Origin of the sequence: Marinobacter qingdaonensis (assembly GCF_034555935.1) — a bacterium.
In the GTDB taxonomy this organism is placed as follows: domain Bacteria; phylum Pseudomonadota; class Gammaproteobacteria; order Pseudomonadales; family Oleiphilaceae; genus Marinobacter; species Marinobacter qingdaonensis.
The window spans coordinates 1,825,282-1,841,832 of the sequence record NZ_JAYDCJ010000003.1; the positions used below are offsets into that span (position 1 = coordinate 1,825,282).

Genomic DNA, 16,551 nt, shown 5'->3' on the forward strand with positions numbered 1-16,551 from the left:
CTCTTGTCGAGCAGGATAGCAGTATGAACAGGATATCGATTCGAAGCAGTCTGGTGGGCGTCGCCGCCCTGGTGTTGCTGTGTGCCTCCCTGGTCGCCCAGGCCGGAACCCGAGTCGAGGGCGCACGGGTGTGGCCCGCCCCGGACCACACCCGGCTGGTGCTGGATACCGGTGGCAAGGTGGCGCACAACATCTTTTCCCTGGACAACCCATCCCGGCTGGTCATCGACCTGAAGAACGCCGACCTGAAGGCGGATTTTGCCAAGCTCGACCTCTCCGGCAGTCCGATCCGCCGGATTCGCAGTGCCCCCCGTAACGGCACCGACCTGAGGGTGGTGCTGGACCTGGCCAGCAAGATCAAGCCTCGGAGCTTTGAGCTGGAGCCCAATGGCCAGTATGGCCACCGTCTGGTGGTGGACCTGATCGACGAGGACGGCAGCCGCCTGGAGAAAGCCTCCAAACCGACGGTGACCCAGTCCAGCGCCGGCAAGCGCGACGTGGTGGTGGTGATCGATGCCGGCCACGGTGGCGAGGACCCCGGTGCCATCGGGCCCCGGGGCACCCGGGAAAAGGACGTAGTGCTGAAGATGGCGCAGACCCTGGCCAAGCTGATCAACGAGCGGCCCGGCTATACCGCCAAGCTCACCCGCACCGGCGATTACTACATTGGCCTGCGCAACCGGACGCTGCTGGCGCGCAAATACAACGCCGATCTGTTCGTGTCGGTGCACGCCGATGCCTTCCGCACGCCTCAGCCCAAGGGCGCGTCGGTGTTTGCCCTGTCCCAGCGTGGCGCCACCAGTGAAACCGCCCGTTGGCTGGCCCAGAGTGAGAACCGGTCGGACCTGACTGGGGGCGTGTCGCTCGATGGTCGTGACGACATGCTGGCCGGGGTGTTGCTGGACCTGTCCATGACCGCCAGCATCAACGCCAGTCTCGGGGTCGGCAGTTCGGTGCTGGGCAAGCTTGGCGGGGTCGCCAAATTGCACAAGTCCGGGGTCGAGCAGGCCGCATTTGTGGTGCTGAAATCGCCGGATATCCCCTCGATCCTGGTGGAGGCGGGTTTCATCTCAAACCCACAGGAAGAGAAGAATCTGTCGACCGAGTGGTACCGGAGCCGGCTGGCCAGCGCGATCATGAAGGGCATCGACGAGTACTTCCAGAAAACGCCGCCGCCGGGCACCCTGCTGGCGCACCAGAAGCAGCAGCGCCAGGGTGGCAGCGCCGTCAGTCATTACCGCATCCAGCGGGGCGATACCCTGTCCGGGGTGGCCCGAAGAAACCAGACGACCGTCAGCGAACTGATGCAGTTTAACGGCTTGCGGGATGACCGTGTTATGGTAGGGCAAACCATTCGAATACCCGCATCCTGATCAAGAGGTTTTCCCGTAACATGCCCCCCATTCAGTTGCTCTCGCCCCGGCTCGCGAACCAGATCGCGGCCGGTGAGGTGGTGGAGCGTCCCGCTTCTGTCGTCAAGGAACTGGTTGAGAATGCCCTGGACGCCGGCGCCGACCGGGTCGACGTGGAAATCGAGCAGGGTGGCGTCAAGCTGATTCGGGTCCGGGACGATGGCAGCGGCATCAAGGAACAGGATTTGCCGCTGGCGCTCAGTCGCCACGCCACCAGCAAGATTTCCAGCCTGGATGACCTGGAAGCGGTGGCCTCCCTGGGCTTCCGGGGCGAGGCCCTGGCCAGTATCAGTTCGGTCTCACGCCTGACCCTGACTTCGCGCACCGCAGCCCAGGAAGCGGCCTCCCGGGTGGAGGTCGAGGGGCGCGACATGGACGCCCGCATTTCCCCGGCGGCCCACCCGGTCGGGACCACCGTCGAGGTCCGTGACCTGTTCTTCAACACGCCGGCCCGCCGGAAATTCCTGCGCACCGAGAAAACCGAATTCAATCACGTCGAAGAGTGTATCCGCCGCCAGGCCCTGAGCCGGTTCGACGCCGGTTTCACCCTGCGCCACAACCAGCGGGTGGTGCAAAGCCTGCGACCGGCCGAATCGGCGTTGGACAAGGAGCGCCGGATCGGCTCCCTGTGCGGTCAGCAGTTCATCGACAACGCCGTGGTCATCGACGCCGAGGCGACCGGGCTGCGGCTCTGGGGCTGGGTGGCGCTGCCGACCTTCTCCCGCAGTCAGGCCGACCTGCAGTACTTCTTCGTGAACGGCCGGGTCATCCGCGACCGCCTGGTGGCGCACGCGGTCCGTCAGGCCTACCGGGATGTGCTGTACAACAACCGGCATCCGGCGTTCGTGCTCTACCTGGAAGTGGACCCGGCCTCCGTCGACGTCAACGTGCATCCGACCAAGCACGAAGTCCGTTTCCGGGATGGCCGGCTGGTGCACGATTTCATTTTTCGCACCCTGCACAAGGCCCTGGCCGACGTCCGTCCGGACGATCACTTCCGGGGCGCCGTGGCCCAGTCCTTCGGCCGTGAAACTGCCGTGGCGGGCCAGCCGGCCCTGGCCGACGGCCAGGCGCCGGCGCCGAGTGGCTGGGCCGCGCCCGCTGGTGCCAACCCCGCGCCGGCCCAGCCCAGTGGCTTCCAGGGCCAGTACGGCGCCGCACCACAGCCGCAGCAGGACTGGCGCGCCAGCGACCAGATGGCGTTCTACAATTCCCTGAATGCCGGGGGCGGCGTCGACTCGGGTGCCCAAGCAAGCGCGCCGGGGCTGCCGGAGGCTGCGCCAACGCCACCGGTCGATGGTGACGAAGAACCGCCCCTGGGCTATGCCATTGCCCAGTTGCACGGCATTTACATTCTGGCCCAGGGCCGGGCCGGTCTGATCGTGGTCGACATGCACGCCGCCCACGAGCGCATCACCTACGAGCGCATGAAGCGGGCCCTGGCCGAGCAGGACCTGAAGAGTCAGCCTTTGTTGGTCCCGCTGTCCCTGGCGGTGAGCCAGAAAGAGGCCGCCTTGGCCGAAAGCCACGGCGAGGAACTGCAACAGCTGGGCCTGCAGATCGAGCGCATCGGCCCGGAAACCCTGGCGGTGCGCCAGGTGCCGGCCTTGTTGCGCGGTGCCGACAGCGAACAGCTGGTGCGGGACGTGCTGGCGGATCTGATCGAACACGGCCAGAGCGACCGGGTTGATGCGGTCACCAACGAATTGTTGGGCACCATGGCCTGTCACGGCTCGGTTCGGGCCAACCGGCAGCTCACCATTCCGGAAATGAATTCCCTGTTGCGGGACATGGAAGCCACCGAGCGCAGTGGTCAGTGCAACCACGGGCGGCCGACCTGGACCCTGGTGACCCTGTCGGAGTTGGATAAGCTGTTTCTGCGGGGGCGCTGACGGGCATGGGCGAGAGCACGGCTAGCACCGGGCCGAAACCGCCGGCGATCTTCCTGATGGGGCCGACGGCCTCGGGCAAGACCGACCTGGCCATCGAGCTGTGCCAGCAGCTGCCCTGCGACATCATCAGCGTCGACTCCGCGATGATCTACCGGGGCATGGACATTGGCACCGCCAAGCCGTCGCCGGCCGAGCTGGCCCAGGCCCCCCACCGACTGATCGATATCTGCGACCCGGCCGAGTCATACTCGGCCGCGGATTTCCGGCGGGACGCCCTGGCACAGATGGCCCGGATCACCGAAGCCGGACGTATTCCCCTGCTGGTGGGCGGCACCATGATGTATTACAAGGCCTTGCTCCACGGCATGTCGGGGTTACCGGCGGCGGATCCGGCGCTGCGGGCCCAGCTCGAGCAGGAGGCCCGCGACCGGGGCTGGCACGAGCTGCACCGAGAACTGCAGGAGCGGGACGCGGTGGCGGCGGGGCTGATTCACCCCAACAATCGCCAGAGGCTGCTGCGGGCCCTGGAGGTCATTCGCCTGACCGGCAAGCCGATTTCCTCCTTCTGGCAGGCAGACGGCGCCGGTGCCCATCGCCAGGACGGTGTCGAGGATTACACCTATTTCACCCAATGGCAGGCAGACGAGGCTGGCTCCCTTCCGTATACTGTAACGCAGCTTGCGATGGCGCCGTCCGACCGACGGGTGCTGCACGAGCGCATCCATCGACGCTTTCTTGCCATGCTGGAAGCCGGGTTTCTGGACGAGGTGAGGGCGTTGATGGGCCGGGGTGATTTGCACCCCGATCTCCCTTCCATGCGTTGTGTTGGTTACCGTCAGGCCTGGAATCACCTGGCCGGCAACGACAGCTATGACACATTTGTGAGCAAGGGGGTGGCTGCCACCCGCCAGTTGGCGAAGCGGCAGCTGACCTGGTTGCGAAAGTGGTCTGATGTGCACTGGCTGGCTAGCGAAGATGAATATATCTCCACGGAAGCCTTGAAAAAAATCAGACTACGCACCACATTTAACCTTTGAAATGACGATCTGCAATTACTAAAAACAGGAGAACACACATGTCAAAAGGGCACTCGTTACAAGACCCTTACCTCAACGCCCTGCGAAAGGAGCGCATTCCGGTTTCTATTTTCCTGGTTAACGGCATCAAGCTGCAGGGCCAGATTGAATCTTTCGACCAGTTCGTGATTCTGCTGAAAAATACTGTCAGCCAGATGGTCTACAAGCACGCGATTTCCACCGTGGTTCCTGCCCGTAATGTTCGCATTCCGCAGCAGGCCCCGGGAGGAGAGGGTGAGTCTGAAGACTGATTTGCCCGGTCCTCCGGTACTTCCACCCGCGCTTCTGAAGAGCTTAACGGCTTGGAAGATCGCGGGTGTTTGTTTTTATGCGCTAACAGTCTGACTGTTTCGGAGTTGATAACACTTGTTTGAACGTCCTGATGTTGGTGAGCGGGCGATTCTCGTCCACATCGACTTCACCTCCCACGAAGACACCGAAGATCCCGACGAGTTTCGGGAACTGGTCACCTCCGCCGGCGTCGAGCCCGTAGCCATGGTCAATGGCTCGCGCAAGCAGCCCAGCCCCCGCCTGTTTGTTGGCGAAGGCAAACTGGAGGAGATCCGCAGCGCCATCCAGGCCAACGAGGCCGACGTGGTGCTGTTCAATCATGCCCTGAGCCCCAGTCAGGAGCGGAACATCGAACGCGACCTGCGCTGCCGGGTTCTCGACCGCACCGGGGTCATCCTCGACATCTTCGCCCAGCGCGCCCGCACCCACGAGGGTAAGTTGCAGGTCGAACTGGCTCAGTTGGAGCATATGTCCACCCGGCTGGTCCGGGGCTGGACGCACCTGGAGCGGCAGAAGGGTGGTATTGGTCTGCGTGGTCCGGGTGAGACCCAGCTGGAAACCGACCGGCGCCTGCTGCGGGAGCGCATCAAGTCCATTCACAAGCGCCTGGAAAAGGTGCGCCGGCAGCGCAACCAGGGCCGGCGGGCCCGGAAGCGGGCGGACATTCCGACCGTGTCGCTGGTGGGCTACACCAACGCGGGCAAGTCGACCCTGTTCAACCGAATCACCACCTCCAGCGTATATGCCGCAGACCAGTTGTTTGCGACCCTGGACCCGACCCTGCGCCGGCTCGAGTTGCCGGATATCGGGCCGGTGGTCATGGCCGACACCGTGGGCTTCATCCGTCATCTGCCGCACAAGCTGGTAGAGGCGTTTCGCGCGACCCTGGAGGAAACCACCCAGGCCTCGCTGCTGTTGCACATCATCGACTGTCACGACAGCCGGCGGGATGAGAACATCGAGCAGGTGGAAGAGGTGCTGGCGGAAATTGGCGCCGACGAGATTCCCGTGCTGCAGGTGTTCAACAAGATCGACCTGCTGGACGGCTTCACCCCGCGGGTAGAGCGCAACGAGGACGGCGTTCCGGTGCGGGCCTGGGTATCGGCGGTCACCGGCGAAGGACTGGACGGACTGTTTGATGCCGTGGTTGAGCGCCTGGCCGAGGACGTGGTGCATCATTTCGTGCTGCTCGGTCCGGCCGACGGCAAGTTGCGGGCCCTGTTGCATCAGGCCGGGTCGGTACTGAGTGAAAAACACCGGGAGACCGGGGACGCGGTCCTGGAAGTGAGATTGCAGAACCGGGACTGGCAGCAGTTGCTGGCCCGTGCCGGAGTCAATGAAGATTCGGTTCGTCTCGACGATGGTCCCGCCTGAAACCGCTGGGACTATTGCCGGGGCGTCGATAAATCCCTAGTATTTGCAGCCATCTATAAGTCAGGAACGGAGAGCACTATGGCCTGGAACGAACCGGGTGGAAACCGTAACGACAACGACCCCTGGGGTACCGGTGGTGGTCGTCGCGGCGATGATCAGGGGCCACCAGACCTCGACGAGGCGCTGAAGAAAGGTCTCGACAAGTTGAACAGGATGCTGGGCGGCAAGGGCGGAAAGTCCGGCGGCAGTGGCTCCGGTGGCAGCACCGGCGGCTTCGGCGCCATTCTAGCCCTGGCCGGGATCCTGGTAGTCGGCTACGTGATTTTCCAGTCCTTCTACACCGTCGACGAACAGGAACGCGCCGTGGTCCTGCGGTTCGGTGAGTACAACCGGACTGAGAATCCGGGTCTGCGCTTCAAGGTGCCGTTGATCGACGACGTCTCCAAGGTGCGGGTAACCAACGTACGGACCGCCGAGTCCAGCGGCCAGATGCTGACCCAGGACGAAAACCTGGTAACCGTCGACCTGCAGGTCCAGTACCGCGTCGCCGATGCCAAGGCCTACGTGCTGAACGTCAGGGATTCCAACCAGGCCCTGGCCTTCGCCACCGACAGTGCCCTGCGTCACGAAGTCGGCAGCTCCTCGCTCGATGACGTGCTGACCGAAGGCCGGGCGGAACTCTCGGTTCGGGTCGAGCAGCGGCTGCAGCGCTTCCTGCAGGAATACGGCACCGGTCTGGAGATCGTCCGGGTCAACGTTGAAAGCACCCAGCCGCCACCGGCGGTGCAGGACGCCTTCCGTGAGGTTCAGCGCGCCCGGGAAGACGAGCAGCGTGTGAAAGAAGAAGCGGAAACCTACCGGAACAAGGTGGTGCCCGAGGCTCGCGGTCAGGCCCAGCGCATGATCGAAGAGGCCAACGCCTACAAGCAGGAAGTGATCGAGCGGGCCCGTGGTGAAACCGCGCGCTTCCTGGAACTGCTGGCGGTGTACCAAAACGCTCCGACCGTCACTCGCGACCGCCTGTACCTGCAGGCGCTGGAGTCGGTGCTGTCCAGCAGCAGCAAGATCCTGGTGGACACCAAGAGCAGTGGCAACATGATGTACCTGCCCCTGGATCGTCTGACCCAAGGCGCGCTGCCGCGTGGCGGCAGCCAGTCATCGGGTGGCGGCAGCGACCAGATGGATATCCAGAGCCTGACCGATCAGGTCATCAAGGAGCTGCGCTCCAGGCAGGACACTAATGTACGGAGGAGCAGATAATCATGGGACCTAAAGGTGTAGTGGGCCTTGCAGGCGCCCTCATTGTTGTCCTGCTGGTGCTTTCCAGCGTGTACATCATCCCGGAAACCCACCGCGGCGTTATGCTGCGTTTCGGGGAGCTGGTGGAAACCGACATCCAGGCGGGTATTCACTTCAAAGTGCCGGTCATCGACCAGGTGCGGGAGTTCGACATCCGCGTACTGACCATGGACCTGCCGTCCCGCCAGTACCTGACGGTCGAGAAGAAGCCGCTGGATGTGGATTCCTACATTGCCTGGAAAATCCTCAACGTGGACCAGTTCTACCGGGCCACCGGTGGCGACGAGTTCCGGGCCCAGTCGCTGCTGCTGTCCCGGGTGGACAACGGCCTGCGTGACGAGTTCGGTATTCGCACCATGCACGAAGTGGTGTCTGGCCAGCGCGATGAGCTGATGCACAGTCTGCGGGATCGGGTGAACGAGACCTCGGTCAAGGAGTTTGGCATCAAGGTCCTCGACGTTCGGGTCAAGGCCATCGAGTTCCCGGGTGAAGTCAGCGAGAACGTCTACCGCCGCATGGCGACCGAGCGTGAAAAGCTGGCCCAGGAGTTCCGCTCCCGCGGCCGCGAGTTGGCCGAAGGCATCCGCGCCGACGCCGATCGTCAGCGCACGGTGATTCTGGCTGAGGCGTTCGCCGAGTCCGAGGAAACCCGCGGTGAGGGTGACGGTCAGGCCGCGTCAATCTACGCAAACGCCTACGGCTCAAACCCCGAGTTCTACAGCTTCTACCGGAGCTTGCAGGCGTACCAGAACACCTTCTCCAGTAAGGATGACATCATGGTCATTGATTCCGACAGTGATTTCATGAAGTTCCTGAAGGATCCCCAGGGCGGCCGTTAACAGCCCCGGGCGATCGATTGGAAAAACCGGAATACCTCGGTATTCCGGTTTTTTTGTGCCGTTCAACCGTGTAGAATTCTGACGGTTTTGTTTCCCGGTTTTCCGGCCGCGGAATTCGCCTTAAATCCTGAGCAAAACCCCAAGGCACTCACGCCGAAGCGGGTCTGACGGACAACGTAATCTCATGACAGTATCTGATCGCTGGTTACTGCCGGACGGGGTAGAGGACATTCTGCCGCCTCTGGCCGGACGGATCGAATCCCTGCGCCGGGATGTAATGGATACCTGCCAACGCTGGGGCTACCAGCTGGTCATTCCCCCTCTTATTGAATACCTCGAATCCCTGTTTACCGGTACCGGCAACGATCTGGAGTTGCAGACCTTCAAGCTGACCGATCAGCTGACCGGCCGGATGATGGGCGTGCGGGCCGACATGACGCCCCAGGCTGCCCGCATCGATGCCCACACCCTGGGACAGGAAGGCATTACCCGGCTTTGCTACGCCGGCCACGTGCTGCACACCCGGCCCCGGCACATGCTGACCGGGCGCACGCCGATCCAGGCGGGTTGCGAGCTGTTCGGCAGCGAATCCGAAGCGGCGGATATGGAGGTCATCAGCCTGATGCTGGAGACCTTGCGGGTCTCCGGCCTGCCGCGGATCCACCTCGACCTGGCCCACGTGTCCATTTATCAGGGCCTGATTGGCGAAGCGGACTTTGACCGCGATACCGAAGCGGCGATTTTTGACGCCATGGCCCGCAAATCGGTGCCGGAACTCGATGAATTGCTGGGCGACTGTCCGGCCGGTACCCCGGGCGCACGTCTGCGAGAGCTGGCACGGGTCAGCGGTGGTCCGGAGGCACTGGCCGAAGCCCGGCGCATCCTCCAGGGGGGGTCCGAGGCGCTGGATGCCGCATTGGAGAAGCTTGGCCGGGTTTGCGACATGCTGGCGCGGGATTTCCCGGAAGTGAGTGTCGGTTTCGATTTTTGCGAACTTCGGGGCTACAACTATCACACAGGCCTGGTGTTTGCCGCCTATGTGCCCGGACACGGCGATGCCGTGGCCAAGGGCGGTCGTTACGACGCCATCGGCAGCGATTTTGGCCGGGCCCGACCGGCGACCGGTTTCAGTCTGGACATCCGCGCCCTGGTGGCCTTGGGAGAGCGGGTTCAGAAGCGCAGTGGTGCCGTCTGGGCCCCGGCCGACGAGGACGCCGCTCTGGAAGGGGTGATTGCCGGCTTGCGCCTGACCGAGACCGTGATCCGCGCGCTGCCGGACGACGAGAAAACCGATCCTGCGGCCCTGGGCTGTGACCGGAAACTGGTCAAGCAGGACGGCCAGTGGGTGGTTGAGAAGCTGGCCTGACGCCGACCCGGGTCGATTGAACTGATTTGAAGTTAAACTTGCGAAACGCCTGTCCTCCGGGGCAGCCGCACTGAGAGAGAATCATGGGTAAAAACGTTGTTGTGCTGGGCACCCAATGGGGTGATGAAGGCAAGGGTAAGATTGTTGACCTGTTGACCGACAAGGTCGCGGCCGTGGTCCGCTTCCAGGGTGGTCACAATGCGGGCCACACACTGGTCATCGATGGCAAGAAAACGGCCCTGCACCTGATCCCGTCCGGCATTCTTCGCCAGCACGTTTACTGCCTGATCGGTAACGGCGTGGTGCTGTCGCCGGAAGCTCTGCTCAAGGAAGTGCGCGAGCTGGAGGCCAACGACGTGGCCGTGCGCGATCGTCTGCGCATCAGCCTGGCCTGTCCGATCATTCTGCGCACCCACGTGCGCATCGACCAGGCGCGCGAGCGCGCCCGTGGCAACGACAAGATCGGCACCACCGGCCGGGGCATTGGTCCCGCCTACGAGGACAAGGTGTCCCGTCGCGGCGTGCGCCTGGGCGACCTGTGCAACCCGGCGGATTTCGAGGCCAAGTTGCGCGAGATCATGTCCTACCACAACTTCGTGCTGACCGAGTACTACAAGGAAGAGCCCGAAGACATCGACGCGGCCCTGGCCGAGCTGCGGGAAATGGGCGAGGAAATCCTGCCGATGGCGGCCGATGTGACCGACATGCTGCACGATTTCCGCAAGCGCGGCGAGCACATCCTGTTCGAGGGCGCCCAGGGCTCCCTGCTGGACATCGACCTGGGTACCTACCCGTTCGTGACCTCCTCGAACACCACCGCCGGCGGAACCGCCACCGGCTCCGGCTTTGGCCCGCTGTTCCTGGACTACGTGCTGGGCATCACCAAGGCCTACACCACCCGCGTCGGTTCCGGTCCGTTCCCGACCGAGCTGTTCGACGACATGGGCCACCATCTGGCGGTCAAGGGTAACGAAATCGGCACCACCACCGGCCGCTCGCGCCGTTGTGGCTGGTTCGACGCCGTGGCCCTGCGCCACGCCATCCAGATCAACAGCGTGTCCGGCATCTGTCTGACCAAGCTGGACGTACTGGACGGCATGGAAACCGTCAAGGTGTGTGTCGGCTACAAGACCCCGCGTGGTGAAATCACCCGTCCGCCGATCGGATGCGACACCTACACCGACATCGAGCCGGTGTACGCGGAACTGCCGGGCTGGAGCGACAGCACGGTTGGCCTGACCAGCATCGACCAGCTGCCGGAAAACGCCAAGGCCTACATCCGCTTCCTCGAGGAGCAGATCGAAGCGCCGATCGACATCATCTCCACCGGTCCGGACCGGATCGAGACCATTACCCTGCGTCACCCCTTCGGCGACTGATTGGTAAGGTCAGCAAAGCCGCCCTGCAGGTAACTGCACGGCGGCTTTTTTTGTGCTTAGGGTTTCTCGGCGATGAGCGTGGCCCGTTTCGGGCCCGGGTAGCCCTCGATGGTTTTGCCGGGGTCGTTCGGGTCCAGGAAATCCGCCAGGGAATTGAACCGCATCCAGTCGGTGCTACGTTGCTCCTCGGTGGTGGTGTCGGTCACGTCCACCACCCGGGCGTTGCGGAACCCGGTCCGGTCCAGCCAGCGCAGCAGGGTATCGCAGCTGGGCAGGAACCAGACGTTGCGCATCTGGCCGTACCGGTCCTCGGGCATCAGGCTGTAACCCTCGGGCCCGTCCACCACCAGCGTTTCCAGCACCAGTTCGCCGCCGCGGCGCAGGGTGCCCTTCAGCTCCAGCAGGTGATCGAGCGGCGAGCGCCGGTGGTAGAGCACGCCCATGGAAAAGGTGGTGTCGAAGGCCTGCAGTTGGTCCGGTAGGTCCTCCATGCGCACGGGCAACAGGTCCACGGGCGCGTCCGGCAGGTAGCGTTTGACGCTCAGGAACTGGAACAGGAACAGCAGGCCCGGATCAATGCCGATGACCCGACCGGCGCCTTCGCCGAGCATGCGCCAGCAGTGGTAGCCGGAGCCACAGCCGACGTCGAGGATGCGCCGGCCGCGCAGATCGGACAGGTAGGGCAGGACCCGGTCCCATTTCCAGTCGGAACGCCACTCGGTGTCGATGTGGGTGCCAAAGAAATCGAACGGGCCCTTGCGCCAGGGCATCAGCCCACGCAGGGCAGCCTCCAGCTCCGCCTGCTGGGGCTCATTCAAGGGAGTCGGACTGCGCAGGGTGATGGCCGACCGATCCAGGGCCGCCGACACCTCGGCCAGTTCGGGCAGGCTTTGCAGCGCCCCGAACCAGCGGGCCAGGTCGCCGTGCGGATTGTCGTCGAAGCGGTGGGTCAGCTGTTCGCGCAGCCGGTCGGCCCAGAGCGCCTGTCCGGATTGGGTCAATTCGGTCAGTAGCGGGCCAAAGGTGGATTGCCAGTCGAAAGTTGCCATGGGTTCCAGTGGTTGGTCAGTGGTCTTTGATCGCCAGCATGGAGACGAAATTGAAGCATTGGTACCAGATCAGCACCCGGTCGAAGCCGGCGCGCTGTAGCCGTTGCTGGTGGCTGGCCAGGGTTTCCGGGATCAGGACCTGCTCGATCGCCGAGCGTTTCTGGCTGATCTCCAGGTCCGAATAGCCATTGGCCCGCTTGAATTCGTGGTGCAGGCGGGTCTGGATCTCCTGGTCGCGTTCGGACTCGAAGCGGATCTTCTCCGACAGGATCAGCACGCCGCCGGGCCGGGTGGCCTCGGCAATCCGGGTCAGCAACTCGGTGCGCCGCTCGGGCGGAACGAACTGCAGGGTGAAGTTCAGGGTGGTGACCGAGGCGTTGGTAAGCTCGGTGGCCAGGATGTCCTCGCAGCGCAGGGTCACCGGCAGTGGGCTGTCGTCCAGGGCGATGTAGTGCTCACAGCGTTCGATCATGGCGTCGGAGTTGTCGACCCCGACCAGGGTGCAGTCCGGGTGGGGAATGCCGTGGCGCATGGCCAGGGTCGAGGCGCCCAGGGAGCAGCCCAGATCATAGCAATTGGAGCCGACCTGGACGTATTGCTCGGTAATCACCTCGATCATCGGGATGATGGTGGTGTAGCCGGGCACCGAGCGCCGGATCATGTCCGGGAACACCCGGGCCACGGAGGCATCGAAGCGGAAGTCCTCGGGCCGCCGTTCGGTGGCAAAGAGACGGTCGGTCGCCTGCTCGGGCGGCTTGCCTGACTTACTCATTGCTCTCGCCTGCCTCGGCGCTGGGGGTGGCGGATGCGGTTGGCGCCGGCCGCTGGCAGCGGACGCCCCGGTTCTTGTAATCCACCAGAATACCCCGGAACGACGGATCGACGTCGGCGGCAATGGCCAAGAAGCCGTTTTCGCATACCGCATGCAGTTCCGAAGCCTTGGGCGACATGCGGAAGGGTTCGTCGGTTGCCACGTGGATGGCCTGGAAGTCGCCCACCGGCACGTGGTCCTTGTTGTCGGAATGATCGATCCTGCCGGAGGTCTCCAGGGTCAGTACCGTGGCCACCACGGCAATGACGGCGGTCAGGATCAGGCTGCGTACGGTGTAACGGGCCTCGTTCTGGCTCATGCCTACCTCATCTGGATGGGTTTGAAAAAAGAAACGTCAATACTGACCGGGCAGGGAAATCGACGGTGCCTGCAAGGCCGCCAGTTGCTCACGCAGGGCCAGGACCTGGTCCGACCAGAACCGGGGCTGGGCGAACCACGGAAAAAATCGGGGGAAGGCCGGGTCGTCCCAGCGCTTGGCCAGCCAGGCGCAGTGACTGATCTGGCGGTAGCACCGAAGGGGTTCGATCAGGTGGCGTTCGCGACGGTTGAACTCCCGGAACATCTCGTAGCCCTCCAGCAGTTCGCCCAACTGGGCGCCCCGCTCGTGGTCTTCGCCATTCAGCAGCAGCCACATGTCCTGGATCGCCGGCCCGGTGCGGCAGTCGTCCAGGTCCACCAGCAGCATCTCTTCGTCCCGGCACAGGATGTTGCCGGCGTGACAATCCCCGTGCAGGCGCAGTTCCTCCACCGGGCCGGCGGCGTCGATGGCGGCGGCGCTGGCCTGGATCAGGTCCGGAATCAGGCTGTCCCAGGCCGGGCGCAAATCCTGCGGAATCCAGTCGCCTTCGAGCAGCAACCGGTTGTTCTGTTCAATGCCGTCCAGCAGGTTCATCCGGGGACGGTGCTGGAAGGGGGTGCTGGCGCCGACGTTGTGCAGGCGGCCCAGCCACTGGCCCAGGCGATACAGGGTGTCGGTGACACTCACATCCGGTGCCTGCCCGCCGCGCTGGGGAAAGACCGTGAACAGGAAGTCGCCGTGCTGGCCCAGGGTGTCACCGGACGGCATGGTCAGCGGCGCGACCACCGGGATATCGGCCTCGACCAGTTCCCGGGAAAAGGTGTGTTCTTCGCGGATGGCCGCCTCCGACCAGCGACCGGGGCGGTAGAACTTGGCGATCACCGGAGGCGCGTCTTCCAGGCCGACCTGATAGACCCGGTTTTCGTAGCTGTTCAAGGCAAACAGTCGACCGCTGACGGTGTAGCCGGCCGCTTCCATGGCATCGAGAATGGTGTCGGGGGTCAGGAGGTCGTAGGGATGAGGCGAGTTGGCCAGTGCTGCGTCATGGGTCATAGGAAAGCGTAGTTAAAGCCCTGTGTCGTAATTGGATTTCATCGCCTGCAGGTGGTACCAGTTCTCGTCCAGCTCCCAGCGGATCCGGCGAATTCCCGAGGCGCGCAAGACAATATCGCCCGCGCGCGCCTGAACCTGTGCCAGTTCCCGCTCGGCCCGTTGCCAGGCCCGGTGGCTCTCGTCCAGGTGGCGCATGCTCGGGAACACCATGCCCAGCGCCACCTGGGTGGAGGTGGTGTGAGACCTGAGCGAGCCCATGATGGCGGTGCCGCCCTCAACCCGCAAAACCCGGTGTTGATAGGGGTAGCTGGCCACCCTGTCATCGCTTTTCAGGCGCTCGTTCAGGCTGATTACCTCAAACCCGCGCCAGCCCAGCCAGCCGACAAACAGTGCGGCAACCACCATCACCAGAAGGTACTGCTTCCCGTCAGACATCATAGTGTGGCTCCCTCCACCTCTGTCCTGAGCCAAGTATAACCTGTATGGCGGCTGGCGTAAGCAGCGGCGCCGGCCTGCTACGGAAGCGCTGGGGAATCGGTTATGCTGTCGCAAACATTGAGACGACGCAGCGGAGGGGCAATTGACTGAAGACATCCTGGAAGCCCAGACGGTGGTGATCGGTGCCGGGGTGGTGGGGCTGGCCGTGGCCCGGACGCTGGCGCTGGCCGGCCACGAAGTCATCGTGCTGGAGGCCGGCGACCGGTTTGGCGAGGGCATCTCGTCGCGCAACAGCGAAGTCATCCATGCCGGCATCTATTACCCCGAAGGCAGCCTGAAAGCCCGACTGTGCGTTCAGGGGCGGGAGCAGCTGTACCAGTATTGTGAGCGCCATCGGGTCGGCCACCGGAAATGCGGCAAGTGGATCGTGGCGACCTCAGCCGCCCAGTCGGCAAAGCTCGAGAGCATCCAGGCGGGCGCGGCCAGAAACGGCGTGGCGCTGGATCTGGTGGACGGCGCTGACCTGGCCACCCGGGTTCCCGGTTTGACGGCGGCGGCGGGACTCTGGTCGCCGGAAACCGGGGTGGTCGACAGTCACGGCCTGATGCTGTCCCTGTTGGGGGAGCTCGAGGATGCTGGCGGCCAGCTGGTGTTGCGGGCACCGGTCACCGATGCGCGAACCGACGGCGACCACCATTACTTGCGCGTCGGGGGCGAGATGCCCTGCACGCTCAAGGCCAACCACGTCATCAATGCCGCCGGCCTGGGCGCGCCCGGGTTGGCGCAGCGCTGGGTCGGATTGCCGGAGCAAGGCCGGCCCAGGCAATGGCTGGCCCGGGGCGTGTACTTCAGTTACAGCGGCCGTCACCCGTTCGACACTCTGATCTATCCGGTGCCCGAGCCCGGTGGCCTGGGTGTGCACCTGACCCTCGACCTGGCCGGGCAGGCCCGTTTCGGTCCCGACGTGGAGTGGGTCGACGCGGAGGATTACCGGGTCGATCCCCAGCGCAAGCAGGCGTTCGTGGACGGCGTCCGGGCCTGGTGGCCGGGCCTGGATGAGGCCCGTCTGCAACCGGCTTACGCCGGTATCCGGCCAAAACTGGCGGGGCCGGACGGCGGGTTTGCCGATTTCCGCATAGACGGCCCGGACGAGCATGGCCTGGCAGGCCTGATCAACCTGTTCGGGATCGAATCCCCGGGCCTGACCTCCTGCCTGGCCCTGGCCGAAGAAGTACGCGCGCGCCTGGGCTAGCCCGGGGTCCGCGCCAGCGCCCAGACCTCAATGTGCCGCGCACCAGCCTGGCGTAACAGGCCGGCCAGCGCGCGCACGGTTGCCCCGGTTGTGACCACGTCGTCAACAATCGCGATCCGTTCGGGTACCCGGCCATGCACTTCGAACACCCCCTTGAGATTCTCCAGCCGTTGCTCGCGCTTCAGATCCCGCTGGGCCCGGACCTGCCGGCCTCTGTGAACCAGGCCGCCGTGGACCGGCAGGCACAAGTGCTGGCCCAGATGCTCGGCAATGTCCTGGGCCTGGTTGAAGCCTCGTTCCCGGCGCCGGTGCCGGTGCATGGGTGCGGGGATCAGTGCCTGCGGCCCGGCCTGGTCGTCGGCGGCCAGGACGTCTGTCAGCCGGTGCCCTAGGTCCTGAATCAGGGGCCGGGCAAACCGGTGCTGTCCCAGGTACTTGTAGCGGTGAATCATGCTGTCGACGGGAAATTGGTAGCGCCAGGGAATCAGTGCCCGGTCGAAGGGCGGTGGATCGGTCAGGCAGCCGCCGCAGACCCGGTCATGGCCGGCGATGGGCAGGGGCAGGGCGCAGACTCGGCAGGCCCAGTGGTTAACCGGCAAGTCGAGCCGGCAGGGTGCGCATAAGCCATTGAAAGCATTGGGTGTGAGGCAAGCGACGCAGGCGCCGGCCCGGCGCTCGCTGTTAACCTTTAGTTCCATTAA

Annotated in this window: 16 protein-coding genes; 10 read left to right on the forward strand and 6 right to left on the reverse strand. The window is 64.2% G+C overall.

The features are described from left to right. The first annotated feature begins 23 nt into the window (after window positions 1-23). From U5822_RS11605 to U5822_RS11645, 9 genes are all read left to right on the forward strand, one after another. The gene (locus U5822_RS11605) at window positions 24-1,373 is read left to right on the forward strand and encodes an N-acetylmuramoyl-L-alanine amidase (RefSeq protein WP_322855784.1); all 1,350 of its coding nucleotides are present in this window, start codon (window positions 24-26) and stop codon (window positions 1,371-1,373) included. Window positions 1,374-1,393: 20 nt separating this feature from the next. After that, a complete protein-coding gene (gene mutL, locus U5822_RS11610; RefSeq protein ID WP_322855785.1) occupies window positions 1,394-3,304 on the forward strand; it encodes a DNA mismatch repair endonuclease MutL in 1,911 nt (636 codons plus the stop codon). 5 nt (window positions 3,305-3,309) lie between these two features. Further along, window positions 3,310-4,341: a tRNA (adenosine(37)-N6)-dimethylallyltransferase MiaA gene (miaA, locus tag U5822_RS11615; protein ID WP_322855786.1), complete on the forward strand. Its 1,032-nt coding sequence runs from the start codon at window positions 3,310-3,312 to the stop codon at window positions 4,339-4,341. A 38-nt stretch (window positions 4,342-4,379) separates the two neighbouring features. Beyond that, a complete protein-coding gene (hfq, locus tag U5822_RS11620; protein ID WP_008170056.1) occupies window positions 4,380-4,631 on the forward strand; it encodes an RNA chaperone Hfq in 252 nt (83 codons plus the stop codon). A gap of 115 nt (window positions 4,632-4,746) precedes the next feature. Then, on the forward strand, window positions 4,747-6,045 hold the full coding sequence (gene hflX / locus U5822_RS11625; protein ID WP_322855787.1) for a ribosome rescue GTPase HflX: 1,299 nt from the start codon (window positions 4,747-4,749) through the stop codon (window positions 6,043-6,045). 78 nt (window positions 6,046-6,123) lie between these two features. Beyond that, a complete protein-coding gene (gene hflK / locus U5822_RS11630; RefSeq protein WP_322855788.1) occupies window positions 6,124-7,305 on the forward strand; it encodes an FtsH protease activity modulator HflK in 1,182 nt (393 codons plus the stop codon). A 2-nt stretch (window positions 7,306-7,307) separates the two neighbouring features. Continuing rightward, window positions 7,308-8,183, forward strand: a complete 876-nt coding sequence (gene hflC / locus U5822_RS11635) for a protease modulator HflC (protein ID WP_322855789.1) — start codon at window positions 7,308-7,310, stop codon at window positions 8,181-8,183. Between the two features lie 184 nt (window positions 8,184-8,367). After that, the gene (locus tag U5822_RS11640; protein WP_322855790.1) at window positions 8,368-9,549 is read left to right on the forward strand and encodes an ATP phosphoribosyltransferase regulatory subunit; all 1,182 of its coding nucleotides are present in this window, start codon (window positions 8,368-8,370) and stop codon (window positions 9,547-9,549) included. An 83-nt stretch (window positions 9,550-9,632) separates the two neighbouring features. Further along, the gene (locus U5822_RS11645) at window positions 9,633-10,928 is read left to right on the forward strand and encodes an adenylosuccinate synthase (RefSeq protein WP_322855791.1); all 1,296 of its coding nucleotides are present in this window, start codon (window positions 9,633-9,635) and stop codon (window positions 10,926-10,928) included. A 56-nt stretch (window positions 10,929-10,984) separates the two neighbouring features. Here U5822_RS11645 and cmoB read toward each other — a convergent pair whose 3' ends face one another. The 5 genes from cmoB to U5822_RS11670 are packed head-to-tail and all read right to left on the reverse strand — an operon-like array spanning window position 10,985 to window position 14,598. Further along, window positions 10,985-11,977, reverse strand: a complete 993-nt coding sequence (cmoB, locus tag U5822_RS11650; RefSeq protein WP_322855792.1) for a tRNA 5-methoxyuridine(34)/uridine 5-oxyacetic acid(34) synthase CmoB — start codon at window positions 11,975-11,977, stop codon at window positions 10,985-10,987. Window positions 11,978-11,993: 16 nt separating this feature from the next. Beyond that, window positions 11,994-12,749 (reverse strand): carboxy-S-adenosyl-L-methionine synthase CmoA, encoded by a 756-nt coding sequence (cmoA, locus tag U5822_RS11655; protein ID WP_322855793.1) that lies wholly within the window; start codon window positions 12,747-12,749, stop codon window positions 11,994-11,996. After that, a complete protein-coding gene (locus U5822_RS11660; protein ID WP_322855794.1) occupies window positions 12,742-13,107 on the reverse strand; it encodes a PA3694 family proteiin in 366 nt (121 codons plus the stop codon). The genes cmoA and U5822_RS11660 overlap by 8 nt, the downstream gene beginning before the upstream one ends. A 36-nt stretch (window positions 13,108-13,143) precedes the next feature. Continuing rightward, a complete protein-coding gene (locus U5822_RS11665) occupies window positions 13,144-14,160 on the reverse strand; it encodes a serine/threonine protein kinase (protein ID WP_322855795.1) in 1,017 nt (338 codons plus the stop codon). A gap of 12 nt (window positions 14,161-14,172) precedes the next feature. Continuing rightward, window positions 14,173-14,598, reverse strand: coding sequence for a hypothetical protein (locus tag U5822_RS11670; RefSeq protein WP_322855796.1), 426 nt, complete (start codon window positions 14,596-14,598; stop codon window positions 14,173-14,175). Between the two features lie 142 nt (window positions 14,599-14,740). Between U5822_RS11670 and U5822_RS11675 the strand changes: the two genes are divergently transcribed. Further along, entirely contained in the window at window positions 14,741-15,850 is a 1,110-nt protein-coding gene (locus U5822_RS11675) for an NAD(P)/FAD-dependent oxidoreductase (RefSeq protein WP_322855797.1), read from the forward strand. Here U5822_RS11675 and U5822_RS11680 read toward each other — a convergent pair. Continuing rightward, entirely contained in the window at window positions 15,847-16,449 is a 603-nt protein-coding gene (locus U5822_RS11680; protein ID WP_322855798.1) for a ComF family protein, read from the reverse strand. The genes U5822_RS11675 and U5822_RS11680 overlap by 4 nt on opposite strands. Window positions 16,450-16,551: the final 102 nt, after the last annotated feature.